Consider the following 20,138-nt stretch of genomic DNA (forward strand, 5'->3'; position numbering starts at 1 on the left):
GTTGGTTCTCCTCTCAGAATCAGTCGTCGGCTCAGACGCGCTCAATGATGGTGGCAATACCCATTCCACCACCCACACACAGGGTGGCCAGGCCGTAGCGCAGTTCTCTCCGCTCCAGTTCGTCGAGCAGGGTGCCCAGGATCATAGCGCCAGTGGCCCCCAGTGGGTGGCCCATGGCGATAGCACCGCCGTTCACGTTCACTTTTTCGTCCGGAACCGACAACTCCTTCTGGAAGCGCATCACCACGGAGGCAAACGCTTCGTTTACTTCGAACAAGTCGATCTGGTCGACTGTCATGCCAGCTTTTTCCAGCGCCTTGCGAGCCGCCGGGGCAGGGCCGGTCAGCATGATAGTGGGGTCGGTGCTGGTGACCGCTGTGGCCAGGATACGTGCTCGGGGTTTGAGCCCCATGGCCTTGCCCTTGGCTTCGCTGCCAATAAGGAGCGCCGTGGCGCCATCCACAATGCCGGAGGAGTTGCCGGCATGATGTACGTGATTGATTTTCTCCACGTAGTGGTATTTTTCCCGGGCGACGCCGTCGAAGCCCATTTCACCCATCATCTGGAACGAGGGCTTGAGGCTGGACAGGGATTCCACCGTGGTGTTGCCGCGTACATGCTCGTCACGATCCAGGATCATCACGCCATTCTGGTCGGTAACCGGAACGATGGACTTTGAAAAATAGCCTTTTTCCCAGGCGTTGGCGGCCTTTTGTTGTGACTTCACCGCAAACCCGTCTACATCCTCCCGGCTAAAGCCTTCCAGTGTTGCAATCAGGTCCGCGCCGATGCCCTGTGGCATGAAGCCAGTGTGCAGGTTGGTGGCCGGGTCCGTGGCCCAGGCACCGCCATCGGAACCCATGGGAACGCGAGACATGCCTTCAACACCGCCGGCAACCACCAGGTCTTCCCACCCGGAACGAACCTTCATCGCCGCCAGGTTGACGGCCTCAAGGCCGGATGCACAGAATCGGTTCAGGGTGACACCGGCTACAACTTCGTCCCAGTCCGCGGCCAGGGCGGCGGTTTTGGCAATATCCGCACCCTGGTCGCCAACCGCGGTCACGCAGCCCATAACGATGTCGTCCACCTGGGCGGTGTCCAGGCTGTTTCTCTCCTGTAGCGCCTTGAGAACGGTGGTCAGCAGGGTAATGGGTTTAACGCTGTGCAGGGCACCGTCTTTCTTGCCGCGCCCCCGGGGCGTACGAACCGCATCGAAGATATAGGCTTCGGTGGTCATTTCCTGTCCTCTGTTGGTCGTTGACTCAGTAATAGCATCGCGAAGGGTAACCATAGCGGGTCCTGACGGGTAAGCGTAATGACGAGCACTGCCAATCGAATTGGCGAAACTGCTCAATCCGGTCATGACAATTTCAGGGTAGGGTTCTATGGTGTAGACAGGTACCCATCACAAGCAGGAGCAAAGCGATGTCCCTGAGAGATGCCATCGATAACTTTTACGAGCCGCTGGTTGCGGAAGCCATTGATGAAACAAGAGGGGATGGTGACAGCCAGGACTACCTGACCGACGTGATGTGTGTGGCGCTAAATCGGCTGCCAGCCAAATACTACCGCCACAGCATCGATATGATGTTCTACCTCGCCGACGGCGAACTCGAGACCATGAAAAAACAGGCCCTGACCGCCGTTCGGGAGGCCAGGGAGTTTGTAAAGACCCATCAGCGGGACGATTAGCTCTCGCTCAGTACAGCCTCCAACGCCTTGCCAAGCCGTTCAGCCAGGGGCTCACTGACAACATCCACTGGTTGAACCACACACCAGTTGGCAACCAGCATTTCCAGTTGCCTTGATTTGTCGCTATCCGAAGAAGCGTTGCCCATGCCTTCGGCAAGTCGCTGTACCTGAATTTCCATGCGACGGCCCTGGTCTTCCGCCGGTGACGGCACTTCCGCCAGTATCTCCGCCCGAATCACCAGTTCTACCGGGTCTGGCTGGCCCACATCGGCAGCCAGACCGGCCCAATGCTGTGGCAGTGCCTCGCTGTCCAGGGTGCTTGAACTCCGGGCGTTGATCCAAGTTTTCCAGGTATCTATCTGATCCTGCAGCTGGCGGGTCGAAACCAGCCCTGAAAGGCGACTGCGTTCCTGGCTGACTCGCTCTTTGCTGCCCGCAGACAATGGCTCGTTTCTGAGCGAGTCAAGTTCAGCCAGTGTCGCTTTGAGCACATCAAGGCTGCTATCGGAGCCCGCCGATTGGCAGGCTTCAAGCACCGGCCCCGCTTTTTCATCCGCCTCACGGGAAAGCTGTTCCTGCTCATTCTTGCGGGCATCCCTTCGCGCGAAGATCTGGTCGCAGGCTTTGCGGAACGCTTGCCACAGTTTTCGGTCTTCGCGGTGTCGGGTAATGCCAATGCTCGTCCACTCTGTTTGCAGGGCTTTCGCCTGGCTCATGGCATCGCCCAGGGGCTCGTGTTCAATCAGGGCTTCCGCTCGCTCAACAATGCCCTGTTTAAGAGCTTCGTTCTTCTTACGCTCGGTATCCAGCGGCGCCTCGAGCTGTTTCAGCAGGTCGTCGAACCGTTTCTGAACCGGGCGATTGTCGCGAAATTCCACGGGCCAGGCCGCTTTCCACTCTTCACGTGCGGTCTGGTGTATGCGTTCGGCCGCTTTCCAGTCAATGTTATTCCAGTCGGCGTTGTCGAGGAATGTGCCTAGCTGATCGCAAATCGTCTTGCGGGTTTCCAGGTTTGCCTGTTTCAGCCCGGACTTGGCAGAGAAATAGGCCTTGCAGGGCTCATACGCCTGATCCGAGGCCTGCTTGAACCGTGACCACAAGTCGCGATCGGAAGAACCTCCCAAACCCCGCCACTCATTCTGCAGTTCCTTGATTCGCTCAGCCTTGGCTTCCGGTTCCATGGGCTGGTTTGCCAGGTATTCCATCTGTTCGCAGAGCGACTCCTGTTTCGGGCGCGTTGCAAAGCCCTGCCAGTCTGTCAGTTCGCGAAGCTGGCCGCCGAGCAGGTGCATTCGTGGTTGCAGTGATTTGCCGTGGCGATGATCAAGGCCTTTTGCGAGTTGTTGTGCGGCCTTGAAGTGCTGGCGGGACTCCTTCAACTGCTTGGATTCGAGAGCTTCCTCCAGCTTATCCAACACCTGCCGAAGCGAATCAGCCAAGGCCTTCTGTTCTTCCGAGTCTGGCTTGTTGGTTTTTGCAGGGCGGGGTTTTCCCGCAAGGCGATTCAGAGCGTCCAGCAAGGTGGGGCGCCTGAAATCGCGGGGCCAGTCGACGGTTTCCAGTATCACCCTGGCTTGATCGGTCTGCTTGCTATCATCGGTGTCACTGCTGTCGGTGGCTTGCAACGCCATGATCTCGTCGCGGTGCTGGCCGAGGCGCTTGACTGCGGATATATAACTCCGCAGCGACTGCATCAGGTTCTCGTAGGTTTTCTGTTCCTGTTTCTCCACCTGGGTGTCCCGGGTGGCTTCCAGCCAGCGGTTCTCCTGGGTTTTCTGCAAGGCATCCAGGGAGGCCAGGGAGGGTTCCAGGTCCGGATCCTGATGTTTCAGTTCGTCAAGGGTGTCTTCCAGTAAGGACAACGTTTCCGCCCGTTGGCTCTTTTGCTCTTGCTGATGCCTCAGCTGATCCTTTTCGGCCTGCATCTCGCGCAGCCGTTCGCGGCATTGGTGAACAGCCTGCAGGAACTCCGTGGTTTGTTCCTGTGAGGCCTGAGCTTCAACATCAGCCCACTTTTGGAGGAGTGCGTCCAGACGCGCCTCAAATAACTTCGTGTCGTCGCTGCGGGCCTGCTCAACCGCATGACGCACGATGGTTTGAATGGTTTCGGCCAGTTTTCGTTGTCGATCTTCGTCGTCGCGAATACGTTGCAGCTTCTGGCGAACGATTTGATAGACCCCTTTGTCCTTGCCTTTGGCAAGCTTCTGGACGCGCTGCAGGGTGGCTTTTTCTGTCAGTGCTTCCGCCGCCTCGCTGCGTATACCTGCTGTCAGGCCGCCAATGGCCAGTACCTCGAGTTCGCCTTCGGACGGGTTGGCTTTCAGTGCTTCTGCCTGCAGCTCTCGTTGGTCATCCTGCCTGCTTGTCTTGTCGGCCTCTTCCTTCGTAGCTTCCTTGCGAGGGGTAACGGCAGTCGCGGTTGCTTTGCGATTTCCAAACAGTTTCTGGATGAATGCGGCCATGGGGTTATCCTTTGATATTGAAACCAGTTCCCGGTGCCGGCAAAGTAAGCAGGCACCAGCCATCGGCGTTGTCCGGAGTTCCGGGTGCCGGGTACGTCAGCTGATCGATCCATGGAATTGAACGGTCAGCTGTATCAGGTGGGGGCTAGTCTAGCGTTTTGTCGGCATTTGCGGGAAGAGTCTGAATGGGAAAAGCATCAAATCCGGAAGATCAGGACCACAAGGCGCGTTCCGCCGCGTTGCGACTGCTCGCCAGACGGGAGCACAGCCGTTTGGAACTCGCGCTTAAGCTCAAGCAGAGGAAGATCGAATCGGATGTTATTGAGCAGGTTCTGGACGACTATGAAACCGAAGGTTGGTTGAGTGATGAGCGATTCGCGGAGGTCTATGCCCGGCAGCGGATGGATCTGGGCTACGGGCCGCTGAGAATCCAGGCTGAACTCCAGCAAAGGGGTATCCAGGAGCCGCCGTCCTGCGTCCGGGAAATGAACGACACGGACTGGTCCGACCGGGCGACGCTGCTTCGGGAGAAGCGGTTCGGGCTCAGCGATATCCGCGATGACTGGGATGAAAAAGCTCGCCAGGCCCGCTTTCTTGCCCGTCGGGGGTTTTCCTCCGAGCACGTGGAAAGCGCGCTTGAGCAACGGCTATAGCGTTGGTGGGACGAAACCGAATTCCTCTGGCAGCGACGCCCTGATGTCGCTGTTGTTTTCCTTGCCATCGACGGGCCCGACAATCTTTTCCATACCCTCCAACTCTTTGAACCAGGGCTTTTCCTCAGTTTCCGCTACCTTTGTTGGCTCCGTCAGCCAGGCCAGGAAATCGTAGTAGCGGCGTATGTTCTGAACGTAAATCACCGGTTCATGCCCCCTGGCGTAGCCAAACCGCGTTTTGGAATACCATTCCTTCTGGGCCAGCAGAGGCAGGAATTCCTTGACGTCCATCCAGCGGTCAGGGTTTCTGCCGGCCCCCTCGGTCAGTCTGCGGGCATCCTCCACGTGCCCCCAGCCAACGTTATAGGAGGCGAGGGCAAACCAGGTCCGGTCCGGTTCGGGAATGCGATCGGGGACCCGGCTATGCACGATGGTGAAATACTTTGCGCCACCCTGGATGCTTTCCTCGGCATCGAGACGATTATTGATGCCGATATGGCTGGCTGTGTTCCGCGTTAACATCATCAGGCCGCGAACACCGGTCGGCGAGACTGCATTAGGGCGCCAGTGGGACTCCTGGTAGCCCATGGCGGCCAGCAGTCGCCAGTCCAGTTCGTAGGTCTTGGCGTAATCGCGAAACAGGCTTTCGTACTTGGGCAGGCGGTTTTCCACGTGATGAACAAAGGTCCGCGCGCCAACATAGTCCAGGCGGTCGAGATGACCGTAGAATCGCTCGGAAATATGCGCCAGTGTGCCGTCGTCCCGCAGCTCCTGAATAAACTGTTCTGCGGCATTGGCCAGACTCTGGTCCTGCTCGCTGGGAAAGAGCCACAGTAATGGTTCGGGCTCTCCGAGGCTGAACGCGCTCTTGACCTTCGGGAAGAACACATGGTTCAGCTCGAGTTCGTTGGAGGATACGATGGCCAGCGGGAACTCGCCGGACTCCACGCGTGAGAGGATGCCAGCCGCGTCCAGGCCGGCGTGCATGGTCCACTGCAGGCCGCTGTTGTTGGCGCTGAACTGTTCCAATTGGTGTTCGTGATTGCTGTCCGCCACCAGATGGATAGTCTGCCCCTCAAGATCCTCCAGGGATTCCGGGCGGTCAACTTCGCGGTTATAGACCACCACGGATTCGGCTTCGATGCCGTTGGCAACCTTCTGGTAGCGCTGCTGAAAATCGGGGCGCGAGGACAGCCCTGCCAGACCGATGTGAGCGTAGTCCTGATCGAGTATCGACAGCACGCTGGTGTTGTCCTTCGCAACGCGAACCTTGAGCTCAACGCCCAGGTCCTCTGCGAACAGGCGCGCCAGTTCGTAGTCATAACCAGTGGGGCCATCACGGCCTTCAAAATAAACCGATGGCGCATTCCGGGTGATAACGTGGAGCACACCCTCGGAACGGATCTCCTGAAGAGTGCTTGGCCTTGAGCATCCTGCAACTGTCAGGATTATTGACAGTAGGCAGGTGAATTTCGCGATGGCCGTGTACGGCTGACGACGGTTCTTAGGCAAATTCCTGAACTCCCTTGATGCAGGACGCTGAGTGTTACGGTGTTTCCCCTGATGTCCGATCACTCCCTGCTACCTCGCTCGCACTTCTTGCGTTACTAAAAAAGCAGCAAGTGGCATGCCAGCACAGTTTTGGGAGTTTAACCGATGTTCACTCAATACGGAGCCTCCCTGGCTCATCTGTAATGATCCCCGGTCATACTGGGGTGGTCAATGAATCTGCTCGGTTAATGTGCAAAACAATGTAAATTATAGCGGCCGGTTTATAACCTTTTGACGCTGTATCCCGGTGCGTGTTTCAAGTATCATTGCGGCCTTTCAGATGGCCGGCCTTTTCCTGTTTGCCTTGTACTCCGTCGATACGGAACACAGGATGCTGCACCGGCTCCCAGTCTCGCGCGTACAGGTTTTGATCATGCTTGAACTTCGCGGCGCTCCCGCGCTCTCGCCCTTTCGTTCCCGCAAGCTGCATACTCGCCTCCAGGACATCGTGCCTGCGGTGGAACATGTGTATGCCGAGTTCATGCACTTCACGGATCTTGAGTTCCCGCTGTCCGAATCCGATCAGGCGGTACTTGATCGCCTGCTGACATACGGTCCCAGTGTTTCCGCCGAAGAGCCTGATGGCGTACTTTTCCTGGTGGTTCCGCGCCCGGGCACCCTTTCACCCTGGTCAAGCAAAGCGACGGACATCGCCCGCAACTGTGGCCTGCGGCAGATTCGGCGGATTGAGCGGGGTATCGCCTATTACGTGAAAGCCAACCGCAAGCTGAGCCTCGAGCAGCGGGAGAAGATTGCGGCGTTGCTTCACGACCGCATGACCCAGAAAGTCTTCCACGAGATGGGCGGTGCGGAATTGTTGTTCCATACCGACGAGCCGCGCACCCTTAACCGAGTTCCGGTGCTTTCTGGTGGGCGTCAGGCACTGGTAGATGCCAATCGCTCACTGGGCCTGGCGCTGGCTGAAGATGAGATCGATTACCTGGTGAAGTCCTTCTCGGACCTGGAACGTGATCCCACCGATGTTGAGTTGATGATGTTCGCGCAGGCCAACTCAGAACATTGCCGCCACAAGATTTTCAACGCCTCCTGGGATATCGACGGCGAAGGGCAGGAGAAATCCCTGTTTGCGATGATTCGCAATACCTTTGAGATGAACAGCGAGGGCGTGCTTTCCGCTTATAAGGACAACGCGTCGGTCATCGCCGGCAGCCGTGGGGGGCGCTTCTTCCCGGAGCCCGAAACCGGTGTGTATCGCTATCATGAGGAAGATATCCATATCCTGATGAAAGTGGAAACCCACAACCATCCGACCGCGATAGCGCCGGCGGCTGGTGCTGCAACCGGTTCTGGTGGTGAGATCCGTGATGAAGGGGCAACCGGGCGTGGTTCCAAGCCGAAGGCGGGCCTCAGCGGGTTCACGGTATCCAACCTTAACATCCCGAATGACCCGCAGCCCTGGGAACTTGGTTACGGGAAGCCGGAACGAATTGCCTCGCCTCTGGATATCATGATTGAAGGTCCCATTGGCGGTGCTGCCTTCAACAATGAGTTCGGCCGTCCCAATCTCGCCGGGTATTTCCGGACCTTTGAGGAAGTGGCGCCCGGTGCCGGTGGCGAAGAGGTACGCGGTTATCACAAGCCCATCATGATCGCTGGCGGCCTGGGTAATATTCGGGCGAACCATGTGGAGAAAGGCAATATTCCTGTGGGGGCCAAGTTGATCGTCCTCGGCGGCCCGTCCATGTTGATTGGTCTGGGCGGCGGCGCTGCATCGTCCATGGATTCCGGATCCAGCAACGAGAACCTGGACTTTGCGTCGGTCCAGCGGGATAACCCGGAAATGGAACGTCGCTGCCAGGAAGTGATTGATCGTTGCTGGCAAATGGGCGACGACAACCCCATATGCTTTATTCATGACGTGGGAGCTGGCGGCCTGTCCAACGCCATGCCGGAACTGGTCAAGGACGGTGGTCGCGGTGGCCGTTTCGAACTGCGTGACATTCCCAGCGACGAGCCGGGCATGTCGCCCCTGGAGATCTGGTGTAACGAATCCCAGGAACGTTACGTGATGGCGGTGGCGCCGGAGAACCTTGAACAGTTTGATGCCTTGTGCCGCCGTGAGCGTTGCCCCTATGCGGTGATCGGCGAAGCCACCGAGGCCCACCATCTGGAACTCGGGGATTCGTATTTCGACGACCGCCCGGTTGATCTGCCGATGGACGTTCTGTTCGGCAAGCCGCCCCGCATGCATCGCAGTGTTTCGCGTTCCTCATTCACTAAGCCCATATTTGATTCCACAAAAATTGATCTGAACGATGCGGTAAGCCGTGTTCTGAGGCTGCCGTCGGTGGGCTCAAAGAGTTTTCTGATCACCATTGGTGACCGGACCATCACGGGGCTTGTCGCGCGTGACCAGATGGCGGGCCCCTGGCAGGTGCCTGTCAGTGATGTGGCGGTTACCTCGTCGTCTTTTGATGTAAAAACAGGCGAAGCCATGGCCATGGGTGAGCGCACACCGGTTGCGGTTATCGATGCGCCTGCATCCGGGCGCATGGCAGTGGGCGAAGTGATTACCAACCTGGCGGCCGCCCCTGTCGCCAAATTGTCGGATATTCGGCTGTCCGCCAACTGGATGGCCGCGGCAGGGCACCCGGGTGAGGATGAAAACCTCTATGAAACCGTTCGTGCGGTTGGTATGGAGCTTTGTCCTGCACTGGGTATCACCATTCCGGTGGGCAAGGATTCCATGTCCATGAAGACGGTCTGGGAAGAGGATGGCGGCGAGCAAAAAAGTGTTACGGCCCCGTTGTCGCTGATCATCAGCGGTTTCGCACCGGTGACGGATGTGGACAGAACATTGACCCCTCAGCTGGCGACAGATGCGGGCGATACGGATCTGATTCTGGTTGATCTTGCGGCGGGACAGAACCGCCTCGGTGGTTCGGCACTGGCGCAGGTCTACCGGCAGGTGGGTGCGGTAGCACCGGATCTGGACGACCCGGAAGACATCAAGGCGTTTTTCGCGGTTATCCAGGGCCTGAACGCAGACAGCAAGCTGCTGGCGTATCATGACCGTTCGGATGGTGGCCTGTTCGTCACCCTGGCTGAGATGAGCTTTGCCGGGCACACCGGTATCGACATCAAACTCGATGGTCTTGCGGAAGATGCGTCCCAGTTCGCTCGTGAGCTCTTCAATGAGGAACTTGGCGCCGTGATCCAGGTTCGTCGGGAGGATACCGGGTTTGTACTACAGCAGTTTTCGGCAGCGGGTCTTGGTGACCACACCTCGGTGATCGGTACCGTCAACCAGGACGACCACATCCGCTATACCTTTGAGGGACAGTCGGTCATATCCCGACCGCGGGCGGACCTGCAGCGTCTTTGGGCGGAAACCAGCTATCGCGTGCAGTCGCTCCGTGACAACGCCGATTGCGCTCAGGAGGAGTTCGACAACCTGCTGGACAGCAGTGACCCGGGGCTTCACGCGGAACTGACGTTTGACCTCAACGACGATGTTTCCGCGCCATACATCAACACAGGGGCCAGTCCTCGGGTGGCGGTGCTGCGGGAGCAGGGTGTTAATGGACAGGTTGAAATGGCCGCCGCCTTTGACCGTGCCGGGTTCGAGTCCGTGGATGTTCACATGAGTGACCTGCTCTCCGGCCGGGTTTCCCTGGAAGGGTTTAACAGCATGGTTGCCTGTGGTGGCTTCTCTTATGGGGATGTTCTGGGTGCAGGTGAGGGCTGGGCCAAGTCCATCCTGTTCAATGATCGGGTTCGTGATCAGTTTGCCGCATTCTTCAACCGTCAGGACACCTTGGCACTTGGCGTTTGTAACGGTTGTCAGATGCTGTCCAACCTGCACGAACTGATTCCCGGCAGCGAAGGCTGGCCGCGTTTCGTACGTAACCAGTCGGAGCAGTTCGAAGCCCGGTTGGTGATGGCGGAGGTGCCCGCTTCTCCGTCGGCGTTCATGGAAGGCATGGCCGGCTCCAGGATGCCGATAGCGGTTGCCCATGGTGAGGGCAGGGTTGAGTTCCCGGCTGGAACGTCTGCAGACCAATTGAGTGATAGCGAGCTGATCGCGCTGCGCTACGTGGATAACCGCGGCGAGGTCACCACGCGTTACCCATGGAACCCTAACGGATCTGAGGCGGGCATAACCGGTGTGACCACAAGGGATGGACGGGTCACCATCTTGATGCCCCATCCCGAACGGGTATTCAGAACCTCCCAGCTTTCGTGGCACCCTGCCGATTGGGGTGAAGACGCGCCATGGATCCGAATGTTCCGTAATGCGAGGCGTTGGTTCAGCTAAAGCCATAGCCTGAGCTAAAAAAGCCGGCCCCGGACGCACCATAAAGGTGACTCATCCAGGGCCGGCTTTTTTGTTTCTGGCGACGGGAGCTTTCAAGAATTTTCAAGGGAAATTTTTGTTTATAAGTGCGAAAATCCCCTTGACTCAAACGGTTTATGCACATTCCTGGTGCCATGCTGTGTGCAATGTGCACAAAGCACTGGGTTTAGGTTCATTTTTTGTTCGACAACTATAACTATATGAAATATAAGAACTTAATTAAGTAGGTGAATTTGTCGCCAATTTAACAAAAGTGCAGTAATTCCGGGGGATGGGGGCATGTTCCCCAAAACTTTCCCCAGAGTTATCCACAGATTCTGTGGGTAAGTAGCTAAATGCTTAATCTGTACAAAAATTATCCGTTGGAAGGGTGTCGGAATGGCCCGATTCTGTTCTGACACAACGGTGTTCAAGGGAGGATCTGACGAATGTACAAGATATGTTATTTCGTGCCTGAGAGTCATCTTGAAACGACCAAAAGCGCCCTTTTTGAAGTGGGTGCCGGGCGTATTGGAGATTACGATTGCTGTGCCTGGCAATGTAAAGGTCAGGGGCAGTTTCGTCCGCTGGATGGCAGCCAGCCTTTTTTGGGCCAGGCAGGGGAAATTGAGCGTGTGGACGAATTCCGCGTTGAGCTGGTGTGCAAGGACGACCTGATTCAGGCGGCACTTAGAGCGTTGAAACAGGCGCATCCATACGAAGAGCCCGCCTACGAGGTGTTTCGGATGGAAACACTGTAGCGGCGGCCAGGCGTGGATATTTAGGCACGAGGCCCCATCCGGTACCGAATGTCGTCCACATGCACTGGGAAGTGCTCATTGCGAACGTCTTCCACATAGAGCTCAAGGGTGCGACGGACAGTGGGGAACGACAGCTCATCCCAGGGAATGTCTTCCAGCGCAAACAGCTGGGTTTCCAGCGACTCTTCGCCGGCCCCGAAGTCTTCGCTGGTGAGGGTGGCGCGATAGAACATGTGTACCTGATCAATGTGTGGCACATGAATGATGGTGTAGAGATTGTCCACCGTCACTTCTGCAAGCGCCTCTTCCCGGGTTTCCCTGGTGGCCGCTTCGAGGGTGGTTTCCGAGTTTTCCATAAACCCTGCAGGCAGCGTCCAGTAACCATAGCGGGGCTCGATAGCGCGGCGGCATAGCAGAACCCGCCCTTTCCAGACGGGAACCGTACCGGCGACGATGCGGGGATTCTGGTAATGTATGGTTTCACAACTGATGCACACGTAGCGGTGGCGATTGTCGCCTTGGGGGATGCGCTGTTCGACAGGATGGCCGCATGTGCTGCAGTATTTCATCTGTTTCACCATATACTGGACAAATGTGTGTTGGTAGCAAGTGTAACTATCTGCGCTGCCGGTGTCTCATTCAACAGTCAGAAGTCTTAACGGAGCCGTGTTTTGCGCGATCTTCTCACCAAACGCCTGTCAGGCTATGTACCCCGTTTGTTGACATTGGATTACCCCGAAGCAGCCGTACTCGTCCCGGTCACCAATGACCACGGAAACCCTGAAATCGTGTTTACCCTGAGGTCGGAAAACCTGAGTACCCACCGGGGGCAGGTGTCTTTCCCAGGCGGGCGGCGCGATCCGGAAGACCATTCCCTGGCCGATACCGCGCTGCGCGAGACCCACGAGGAAATCGGGCTGCCACCAGACCAGGTGGAACTGATTGCGCCGCTGAGCCAGGTCATGTCGCTGCATCAGATTCTCGTAACGCCTTACGTAGGGGTGATACCCGGCGATCACCCTCTTCAAGCCAATCCTGCGGAAATCGATAGTATTTTCCGGGTGCCCGTTGAGTTTTTCCTGGACGACAATCGAGAACGCACAGATCCGCTCAACTTCCTCAACAATACCTTCTATGTCCCCTGTTATCGCTGGGAACGCTATCAGATATGGGGCCTGTCTGCGGTCGTTCTGGTGGATTTCCTCAATGCGGTTTACGACGCCGGTATTGATTTGCTGGAGCCGCCGCCGAAACGCTGACCAGCGTCTCCTGACCCCTCCTTTCGAGTTCTCCTCTTTTTTTCGCGTTTATCAGCGGGCCCATTTCTTGGGCCCGCTGACGTTTTGTGTGTCCCTGAATGCTCAAGTGTTAGACAAAGGTCTAATATGCTTGTAAATCGATCAGGTATTACATGGTGAATACTGTATGCAAACGACAAAAAGGAGTTGCGTCGTGGGGTGCGATCAATGAAAAAAATTCAGACCGAAAAAAACTTGCCGGAGTTGATCTACGACTCTGTGGTCAATGCGATCGTTGAAGGTTTGCTTAAGCCGGGTGAGCGGGTCACACAGGAGACGCTGGCCGAGAGGCTTGATGTGTCGCGGTTGCCGGTAAGCCAGGCTATGCAGCGTCTGCGTGATGACGGGTTTCTGTCAGCGGTAGGGCGTCGGGGCCTGATGGTGTCGGTGCTTGATGAGAGTTTTGTGGCGCAGCTGTACGAATTCCGGTGTGGGATCGATCTGGTGAGTGCCGGGCTTGCCGCCCAGCGAGTGGATGCCGGGGCGCGAAAGCGAGGTGAGGACATCATTGCCGAAGGTTTCGCGGCAGGGAAAGCACATGATCTCCCCGCTCTGATCGATGCTGACATGCGCTTTCATGGCTTCATCTACGAGCTGGCGGGTAACACCTTCATCCTTGACTCAATGGAGGCGCACTGGAATCACGTAAGGCGCGTCATGAGTGACATTCTCATTGTCGAGAAAAACCAGAAACAGATCTGGGAAGAGCACGAGGCAATACTGAACGCGGTATTGGCCGGTGATGCACGGACTGCTGAAACACTTGCCAGAGAGCATGTGGAAACCGCATCAAAATGGCTTCAGAAAGAGATTCAAGTCTGCCGTGAACCCCTGAAAAGAAGCGGGAGCACGATTAGTTAATCCAAGGAGAACGCGATGCAAAACAATGACAAAAATGCAGCTGTGATTCGGGTAATGTTGGCAAAAATCGGTCTGGATGGTCACGATCGCGGCATTAAAGTGGTCGCTCGTGCTCTGCGTGATGCCGGCATGGATGTGGTCTATACCGGACTGCATCGCACGCCTGAAGAAGTCGTGGACGCTGCCATTCAGGAAGACGTGGACATCCTCGGCATCAGCCTGCTGTCCGGTGCGCACATGCACATTTTCCCCAAGGTACTGGAGCTTCTGAAAGACAAGGAAGCTGAAGATATGATCGTTGCCGGTGGCGGTGTCATCCCCGACGACGATGTCAAAGAACTCTACCAGATGGGCGTCCACAAGATTCTTCTTCAGGACACTCCTCCGCAAGAAATCATCGATTCGTTCCGGCAAATGGTCGCAGATCGAGGTGCCCGATAGTCAGGGCCGTGGCCGCAGATTTCCTCAGACGACAACCAATAACAATATCAGGAGTCTCCGATGGAAGAGTGGAATTTTCCCCCCAGTTATCGCAACGACTATTTTCCGGATACGAACAGTCCCTACTGGTTCCGGGACCGGGAGACGATGGACCCGGAAAAACGCGATGAGTTGATTGTTGCGCGCATCCGCGAGGTGATGGCCTATGCCTACGACCACTCGCCATTTTACCAGCGCAAATGGGATGAGGCCGGTATAAAGGCCAATGACATCCGTACCCTCGCAGACTTCGAGGAAGTGCCCGTCGTCACCAAGCAGGAACTGCGCGATTCCCAGGCGAAAAATCCACCTTTCGGGGATTACCTCTGCTGTCCCGAAAGCGACATCCATCATATTCACGGCACTTCTGGTACTACCGGCCGACCCACCGCTTTTGGCATTTCCAGGCGTGACTGGGAAACCATTGCCAACAACCATGCCCGGATCATGTGGGGTATGGGGTTGCGCCCCGGTGATACGGTATTTGTGGCGGCGATCCTGAGCCTCTACATGGGGTCATGGGGGGCGTTGATCGGGGCTGAAAGACTGGGTTGCAAAGCCTTCCCCTTCGGCGCTGGTGCGCCCGGGATGACTGCGCGAGCGGTAACCTGGCTCGGAATGATGAAGCCAGCCGGGCTGTATTCAACGCCGTCTTACGCGTTAAGGCTGGCGGAAGTGGCCCGCGAGGAAGGGGTAGACCCGAGAGAATTCGGCATCAAGGTGCTGTTCTTCTCCGGTGAACCGGGCGGCTCTATTCCGTCCATCCGCGACAAGATTCAGCAGATCTACGGTGCCAAGGTAGTTGACTGCGGAACGATGGCAGAGTTGACCCCCTGGATGCATGCCTCCGGTAGCGCAGACACCGAGGGCATGCTGCTTTGGCAGGACATTGTCTACACCGAAGTGGCTGATCCCAACACCCATCGCCGGGTGCCATACGGCGATCAGGGAACGCCGATCTACACCCATCTCGAGAGAACGTCCCAGCCGATGATCCGGATGGTTTCCGGTGATCTGACCCATTGGGTGATGGAAGACAATCCCTGTGGTCGCACTTATCCCAGGCTGCCCAAAGGCATCTACGGCCGGATTGATGACATGTTCCAGATCCGCGGTGAAAACGTGTATCCCAGCGCCATTGCGGAAGTTCTGGAAGGCCTGGCCGGTTATGGCGGCGAGCACCGGATCATCATTTCGCGGGGTGGCTCTATGGATGAGCTGGCGGTAAAAGCGGAGTTTAACCAGGAGGTCGCAGGCAAGGGGCCGGATGCGGTCAGATCCCTCGGTGAGAAGGCAGAGGCTGAACTGAGCCGGATACTGGGTGTGCGGGCAAGGGTTGTCATGGTTGACCCTGAGACCTTTCCACGCACGGACTTCAAGGCCCAGCGTGTGGTTGACGACCGCGATCTTTACCAGAGCCTCAACCAGAAGCGAGGAGGTTAAATGATTAACCGCATACCCTCGATGAAGCTCGCTGAACGTGTGCGGGAAGGGCATCTTCGCGCCATCGCCAGACTTATTACCCGCGTTGAAAGCGGCGGTGATGCTGAGGTGCGCGAAGCCCTGGCCGAGCTTTACAAAAGCACCGGCAACGCCCATGTGGTGGGAATTACCGGTGTGCCAGGAGCCGGGAAGTCCACCCTTGTCACGCAACTGGTCCATGAGTACCGGGCCAGCGGCCGCAAGGTCGGCGTTGTTGCTATTGACCCGTCCAGCCCGTACTCCGGCGGTGCGATCCTCGGTGACCGTATCCGCATGGGCGACCTGGTGTCCGACCCCGGTGTTTTCATCCGCAGCATGGCCACCCGGGGAACCCTGGGCGGCCTCGCCAGGCCAGCCCTGGATGCGGTTGATCTTCTGGATGCCGGCGGCTTCGACGTGGTCTTGATCGAGACGGTCGGGGTGGGGCAGGACGAGGTCGATATTGTCCGTGCCGCCCACACGACCGTGGTCGTCAACGCGCCCGGGCTGGGCGACGACATCCAGGCCATCAAGGCCGGCGTTCTGGAGATCGCCGATGTTCACGTGGTGAGCAAGGCGGACCGGCCGGACTCCAACAAAACCATTCAGGAACTCAAGGCCATGCTGATGATGAGCCTGGAGCCGGGCGAGGGAATCTGGCGGGTGCCCGTGGTGCCTACCAGTTCCGAAAAGCATACCGGTTTTGACGACCTGATGGCTGCCATTGATCGTCACGCTGAGCACCTGGAAAAAAGCGGCGAAATCACCCAGCGGCGGCACCAGATTGCATTAACCCGGGTGGTGAAGGTTGCTGAAGAGATTGTCCGGGATAATTTTGCACGTGACAGCAGGTCGCAGACCGAAGAGCTGCTCAAGAAGGTTACCCAGCGCGAACTGGACCCCCATGGAGCCGCAGTAACCTTGTTAAAAGCCATGAAGGAGACCATTCATGAAGCGCACTGACCAGTATGACCCCGCTGCACTCAAGCACATGGAAAAAGAGTTCGACCAGTGGGAACAGAACGAGGTGTCGTCCTTTATCAAGCGGGCGCCGGAGAGCAAGACGGAATACACCACTGCCTCGGGAATGCCGACGAAACGTACCTACACGCCACTGGACCTGAAGAATACGCCCTTTGAGGATATTGGTTTCCCTGGGCAATACCCGTTTACGCGGGGGCCATACCCCACCATGTATCGGGGCAGGAACTGGACCATGCGCCAGATTGCCGGCTTCGGTACGGCAAGGGAAACCAACGGTCGCTTCAAGTACCTGATCGCCCAGGGCCAGACCGGTCTGTCCATCGACTTCGATATGCCGACCCTGATGGGTTACGACTCCAGTCACGCCATGAGCCAGGGTGAAGTGGGCCGTGAAGGCGTTGCCATCGACACCCTTGCCGACATGGAGGAGTTGTTCGACGACATTGATCTGACCAAAATTTCGGTATCCATGACCATCAATCCGTCAGCCTGGATTCTCTACGCCATGTACATCGCCTTGGCGCAGAAACGGGGATACGATCTCAATGACCTGTCGGGCACCATCCAGAACGACATTCTCAAGGAATACATTGCCCAGAAAGAGTGGATATTCCCGGTGCGGCCATCGGTTCGCCTGGTGCGGGACTGTATTCAGTACGGCTCCGAAAACATGAAGCGGTACAACCCTATCAACATCTCCGGCTATCACATTTCTGAAGCCGGTTCGACGGCGGTCCAGGAAGTGGCGTATACCATGGCAACCACCATGGAGTACGTCAGGACCGCCATCGACGCGGGCGTGGACGTGAATGAGTTCGGGCCACGCCTGTCCTTCTTCTTTGTCAGCCAGGCGGATTTCTTCGAGGAAATTGCCAAGTTCCGCGCAGCCCGGCGGGTTTATGCCAAGATCATGCGCGAAAAATTCAACGCCACCAAACCCGAGGCCAGCCGGCTCCGTTTTCACGCCCAGACTGCCGCGGCCACCCTGACCAAGCCGCAGTACACCATCAACCCGATCCGTACCGCGCTTCAGGCACTGTCTGCGGTACTGGGTGGCGCCCAATCGCTGCACACCAACGGCATGGATGAAGCGTTCGCCATTCCAACGGAAGAGGCGATGCGTATTGCCCTGCGAACCCAGCAGATCATCGCCTACGAGACCAACATCACCCAGGTGGTGGACCCATTGGGCGGTTCCTACTATGTCGAGAATCTTACCGATGAGATCGAGAAGGAAGTCTGGAAGATTCTTGATGAAGTGGAAGAGCTCGGTGGTACGCTCCAGTGCATCGACGACGGCTACTTCCAGAGAGGCATCTCCGATTCCGCCTATGACTTCGCGCTGCGCAAGGCCAGCGGTGAGCGACCGGTAATCGGCGTCAATATGTTCGTGCAGGACGAAGAGGATGTTGAAATCGAAACCCATCCCCACGATCCGGAAACCGAACGCCGGCAGATTGAACGCCTGAATAGGGTCAAGGACAATCGCGACGAGGAGAAAGTCCAGGACATGCTCAGGCAACTGAAAGAGCAGGCCGAGGACGAATCGGCCAATCTCATGCCCATCACCATCGAACTGGTGAAAGAGGGCGCCTCGATGGGCGATATTGTTGAAACCCTGAAAGGGATATGGGGAACCTATCGCGAAAAACCTGTAATCTGACCGGCTTTGAATACTGACAGAACCGGTTCACGGGAGACATGAATGGTCAGGCTCACCAAGATCTATACGAAAACCGGAGACAAGGGCGATACCGGTCTTGGCGACGGCAGCCGCGTCGCCAAGCATGACCTGCGTGTGGAAGCCTACGGTACGGTGGATGAGGCCAACGCAGTGATTGGTCTCGCGCGGCTGCATGTGGACGACGAACTGGACGTGATACTGGCACGCATCCAGAACGACCTGTTTGATGTCGGGGCGGATCTGTGTACCCCGATCGTGGAGAACCCGAAATACCCGCCACTGAGGCTTGCCGAGGGCAAGACCGTTGAGCTTGAGCAGGAGATCGACCAGTTCAACGCGGATATTCCGTCGCTTCGCTCCTTTATCCTGCCCGCAGGCAATGCTGCGGCTACGCATCTCCACCATGCCCGCACGGTAACGCGGCGTGCTGAGCGCATCATTGCTCAGCTACAGGAAGAGCAGGACATCAGCCCGTTGGTGCTGGAATACATGAACCGGCTGTCTGATTTGCTGTTTGTCCTTGCCAGACACGCCAACAACCAGGGTAAGGACGATGTGCTTTGGGTGCCGGGAAAATAATGCTGGCCCGAGACCAGGGTATTGAAGCGTGAATTTGTCGCCGCTGGAACATGGTGGCCGGCTACGGGCCGCCGCAAAAACGTGGGGCACCCCGCTGGATCAATGGCTGGACCTGTCCACCGGTATCAATCCGCATGGGTGGCCTGTTCCGGCGATCCCGGAAGAGGTCTGGCGTCGCCTGCCGGAGCCAGACGATGGCCTGGAGCCACTCATCAGACAATGGGTGGGTGCACCGGATAGCGCCGCATGTATGGCCCTGGCTGGTAGCCAGGCGGCAATCATGCACTTGCCCCGTTTACGACAGCCGTGCCGGGTAGGTGTGCCCTCTCCGGGGTACCAGGAGCATGGTCATAACTGGGCTGCTGCCGGCCATCGGGTGATCGAGATTGGCAATGATCAGCTAGCGGATGATGACGAAAGCTGGCTGGACGAGCTGGACGTGCTGGTGTGGATCAATCCAAATAATCCCACTGGCCAGGTTGTTGATCCGGACCGGTTGCTGAGCTGGCATCAGCGGCTTCAACGTCGTGGTGGGTGGCTGATTGTAGACGAGGCGTTCGTCGATGCCACTCCGGAACTCAGTGTCGGGTATGCGACCGACAGACCCGGTCTTATCGTCATGAGATCCCTGGGTAAGTTTTTCGGCCTGGCGGGCCTGCGGGCCGGAGCTGCGGTGGGAGACCCGGATATTATTCGCCGATTGGGTGCAATGATCGGGCCCTGGTCAATCAGTGGCCCTGCGCGATTTATCATGGGCCAGGCGCTGGCGGACACCCAGTGGCAAGCTGCGACGATGGAGCGACTGCACAGTGAAAGCCAGCGGTTGGCGGACTGCCTGTCGCGGCATGGCCTTGAAGGAGCCGCAGGAACGGCGCTCTTTCGATACGTTCGGCATGGCCGGGCGGCGGACATTGCAGGCGAACTCGCACGGCGGGGAATCCTCGTTCGGGAGTTCGAGAATCCTGCTGCGCTGCGCTTTGGATTGCCCGGCTCAGAACCGGAATGGACGCGGTTAGAGCAGGCACTGTATTTAAGCCATCTGTATTGATTTAGCACATAAGGGCTGCTAGTTTGGCGCCCGATTCGATGAACACCGTGTTCAGGTAACGCTTTTTTGCGGTATCCCCGCCGGAAAGCGTAAAACGGGAAGTCGGTTAAAGTCCGACGCTGCCCCCGCAACGGTAAGCGAGCTAAAGGCAATCGAAAAAGCCACTGTGCATCATGCATGGGAAGGTGATTGCCCCGGACCAGTCCAACAGGCTGATCCACTCGCAAGCCCGGAGACCGGCCTGAATGCACACCGGAAGTTGCGGAGGGCGACGGCGGTGGGAGAGTTGCGTCGGTCTCACACCCGTACTCTGACTCGTATCCT

Annotated in this window: 16 protein-coding genes and 1 riboswitch; of the genes, 12 read left to right on the forward strand and 4 right to left on the reverse strand. The window is 57.4% G+C overall.

What is annotated here, in order from left to right:
* Positions 1-31: 31 nt before the first annotated feature.
* Positions 32-1,240 (reverse strand): acetyl-CoA C-acetyltransferase, encoded by a 1,209-nt coding sequence (locus tag B3M52_RS08160; RefSeq protein ID WP_075194607.1) that lies wholly within the window; start codon positions 1,238-1,240, stop codon positions 32-34.
* Positions 1,241-1,428: 188 nt separating this feature from the next.
* Here B3M52_RS08160 and B3M52_RS08165 point away from each other — a divergent pair, with 188 nt between their 5' ends.
* Entirely contained in the window at positions 1,429-1,695 is a 267-nt protein-coding gene (locus B3M52_RS08165; protein WP_036206478.1) for a late competence development ComFB family protein, read from the forward strand.
* On the opposite strand, the gene B3M52_RS08170 is transcribed toward B3M52_RS08165, so the two are convergent.
* On the reverse strand, positions 1,692-4,157 hold the full coding sequence (locus tag B3M52_RS08170; protein WP_075194585.1) for a DUF349 domain-containing protein: 2,466 nt from the start codon (positions 4,155-4,157) through the stop codon (positions 1,692-1,694). The genes B3M52_RS08165 and B3M52_RS08170 overlap by 4 nt on opposite strands.
* A 185-nt stretch (positions 4,158-4,342) precedes the next feature.
* On the opposite strand from B3M52_RS08170, the gene B3M52_RS08175 reads away from it, so the two are divergent.
* Positions 4,343-4,810: a regulatory protein RecX gene (locus tag B3M52_RS08175; protein ID WP_041334648.1), complete on the forward strand. Its 468-nt coding sequence runs from the start codon at positions 4,343-4,345 to the stop codon at positions 4,808-4,810.
* On the opposite strand, the gene mltF is transcribed toward B3M52_RS08175, so the two are convergent.
* Positions 4,805-6,199: a membrane-bound lytic murein transglycosylase MltF gene (gene mltF / locus B3M52_RS08180; protein WP_319830334.1), complete on the reverse strand. Its 1,395-nt coding sequence runs from the start codon at positions 6,197-6,199 to the stop codon at positions 4,805-4,807. The genes B3M52_RS08175 and mltF overlap by 6 nt on opposite strands.
* 535 nt (positions 6,200-6,734) lie before the next feature.
* Between mltF and purL the strand changes: the two genes are divergently transcribed.
* Positions 6,735-10,640 carry a phosphoribosylformylglycinamidine synthase gene (purL, locus tag B3M52_RS08185; protein ID WP_075194609.1) on the forward strand — a complete coding sequence of 1,302 codons (3,906 nt, stop codon included), beginning with the start codon at positions 6,735-6,737 and terminating at the stop codon, positions 10,638-10,640.
* A 467-nt stretch (positions 10,641-11,107) separates the two neighbouring features.
* Positions 11,108-11,419, forward strand: a complete 312-nt coding sequence (locus tag B3M52_RS08190; protein WP_075194586.1) for a YqfO family protein — start codon at positions 11,108-11,110, stop codon at positions 11,417-11,419.
* Positions 11,420-11,439: 20 nt separating this feature from the next.
* Here the strand turns inward: B3M52_RS08190 and B3M52_RS08195 are convergent, their stop codons facing one another.
* Positions 11,440-11,988 carry an NUDIX hydrolase gene (locus B3M52_RS08195; RefSeq protein WP_036206490.1) on the reverse strand — a complete coding sequence of 183 codons (549 nt, stop codon included), beginning with the start codon at positions 11,986-11,988 and terminating at the stop codon, positions 11,440-11,442.
* 102 nt (positions 11,989-12,090) lie between these two features.
* Between B3M52_RS08195 and B3M52_RS08200 the strand changes: the two genes are divergently transcribed.
* The 8 genes from B3M52_RS08200 (at position 12,091) to cobD (ending at position 19,814) form a co-directional block, all read left to right on the forward strand.
* On the forward strand, positions 12,091-12,678 hold the full coding sequence (locus B3M52_RS08200) for an NUDIX hydrolase (protein WP_007151652.1): 588 nt from the start codon (positions 12,091-12,093) through the stop codon (positions 12,676-12,678).
* A gap of 207 nt (positions 12,679-12,885) precedes the next feature.
* Complete coding sequence (locus B3M52_RS08205) at positions 12,886-13,578, forward strand: GntR family transcriptional regulator (protein WP_036206493.1); 693 nt, start codon at positions 12,886-12,888, stop codon at positions 13,576-13,578.
* 15 nt (positions 13,579-13,593) lie between these two features.
* Positions 13,594-14,019, forward strand: coding sequence for a cobalamin B12-binding domain-containing protein (locus B3M52_RS08210; RefSeq protein WP_007151650.1), 426 nt, complete (start codon positions 13,594-13,596; stop codon positions 14,017-14,019).
* A gap of 60 nt (positions 14,020-14,079) precedes the next feature.
* On the forward strand, positions 14,080-15,501 hold the full coding sequence (locus tag B3M52_RS08215; protein ID WP_075194587.1) for a phenylacetate--CoA ligase family protein: 1,422 nt from the start codon (positions 14,080-14,082) through the stop codon (positions 15,499-15,501).
* A complete protein-coding gene (gene meaB, locus B3M52_RS08220) occupies positions 15,502-16,482 on the forward strand; it encodes a methylmalonyl Co-A mutase-associated GTPase MeaB (protein WP_083637141.1) in 981 nt (326 codons plus the stop codon). It abuts the gene before it with no gap.
* Positions 16,469-18,166, forward strand: a complete 1,698-nt coding sequence (locus tag B3M52_RS08225; RefSeq protein ID WP_075194588.1) for a methylmalonyl-CoA mutase family protein — start codon at positions 16,469-16,471, stop codon at positions 18,164-18,166. Before meaB ends, B3M52_RS08225 begins: the two co-directional genes overlap by 14 nt.
* 42 nt (positions 18,167-18,208) lie before the next feature.
* Positions 18,209-18,766, forward strand: coding sequence for a cob(I)yrinic acid a,c-diamide adenosyltransferase (locus B3M52_RS08230; protein WP_075194589.1), 558 nt, complete (start codon positions 18,209-18,211; stop codon positions 18,764-18,766).
* Between the two features lie 28 nt (positions 18,767-18,794).
* Entirely contained in the window at positions 18,795-19,814 is a 1,020-nt protein-coding gene (gene cobD / locus B3M52_RS08235) for a threonine-phosphate decarboxylase CobD (RefSeq protein ID WP_075194590.1), read from the forward strand.
* Positions 19,815-19,861: 47 nt separating this feature from the next.
* Positions 19,862-20,063: riboswitch (cobalamin riboswitch) on the forward strand.
* Positions 20,064-20,138: the final 75 nt, after the last annotated feature.

The sequence above is a fragment of the Marinobacter sp. UBA2688 genome (assembly GCF_002352785.1).
GTDB lineage: Bacteria > Pseudomonadota > Gammaproteobacteria > Pseudomonadales > Oleiphilaceae > Marinobacter > Marinobacter salarius.

Coding starts and splice junctions, on each gene's coding strand:
- B3M52_RS08160 (WP_075194607.1), bottom strand. CDS start 1,240: ATGACCACCGAAGCCTATATCTTCGATGCGGTTCGTACGCCCCGGGGG.
- B3M52_RS08165 (WP_036206478.1), top strand. CDS start 1,429: ATGTCCCTGAGAGATGCCATCGATAACTTTTACGAGCCGCTGGTTGCG.
- B3M52_RS08170 (WP_075194585.1), bottom strand. CDS start 4,157: ATGGCCGCATTCATCCAGAAACTGTTTGGAAATCGCAAAGCAACCGCG.
- B3M52_RS08175 (WP_041334648.1), top strand. CDS start 4,343: ATGGGAAAAGCATCAAATCCGGAAGATCAGGACCACAAGGCGCGTTCC.
- purL (WP_075194609.1), top strand. CDS start 6,735: ATGCTTGAACTTCGCGGCGCTCCCGCGCTCTCGCCCTTTCGTTCCCGC.
- B3M52_RS08190 (WP_075194586.1), top strand. CDS start 11,108: ATGTACAAGATATGTTATTTCGTGCCTGAGAGTCATCTTGAAACGACC.
- B3M52_RS08195 (WP_036206490.1), bottom strand. CDS start 11,988: ATGAAATACTGCAGCACATGCGGCCATCCTGTCGAACAGCGCATCCCC.
- B3M52_RS08205 (WP_036206493.1), top strand. CDS start 12,886: ATGAAAAAAATTCAGACCGAAAAAAACTTGCCGGAGTTGATCTACGAC.
- B3M52_RS08210 (WP_007151650.1), top strand. CDS start 13,594: ATGCAAAACAATGACAAAAATGCAGCTGTGATTCGGGTAATGTTGGCA.
- B3M52_RS08215 (WP_075194587.1), top strand. CDS start 14,080: ATGGAAGAGTGGAATTTTCCCCCCAGTTATCGCAACGACTATTTTCCG.
- meaB (WP_083637141.1), top strand. CDS start 15,502: ATGATTAACCGCATACCCTCGATGAAGCTCGCTGAACGTGTGCGGGAA.
- B3M52_RS08225 (WP_075194588.1), top strand. CDS start 16,469: ATGAAGCGCACTGACCAGTATGACCCCGCTGCACTCAAGCACATGGAA.
- B3M52_RS08230 (WP_075194589.1), top strand. CDS start 18,209: ATGGTCAGGCTCACCAAGATCTATACGAAAACCGGAGACAAGGGCGAT.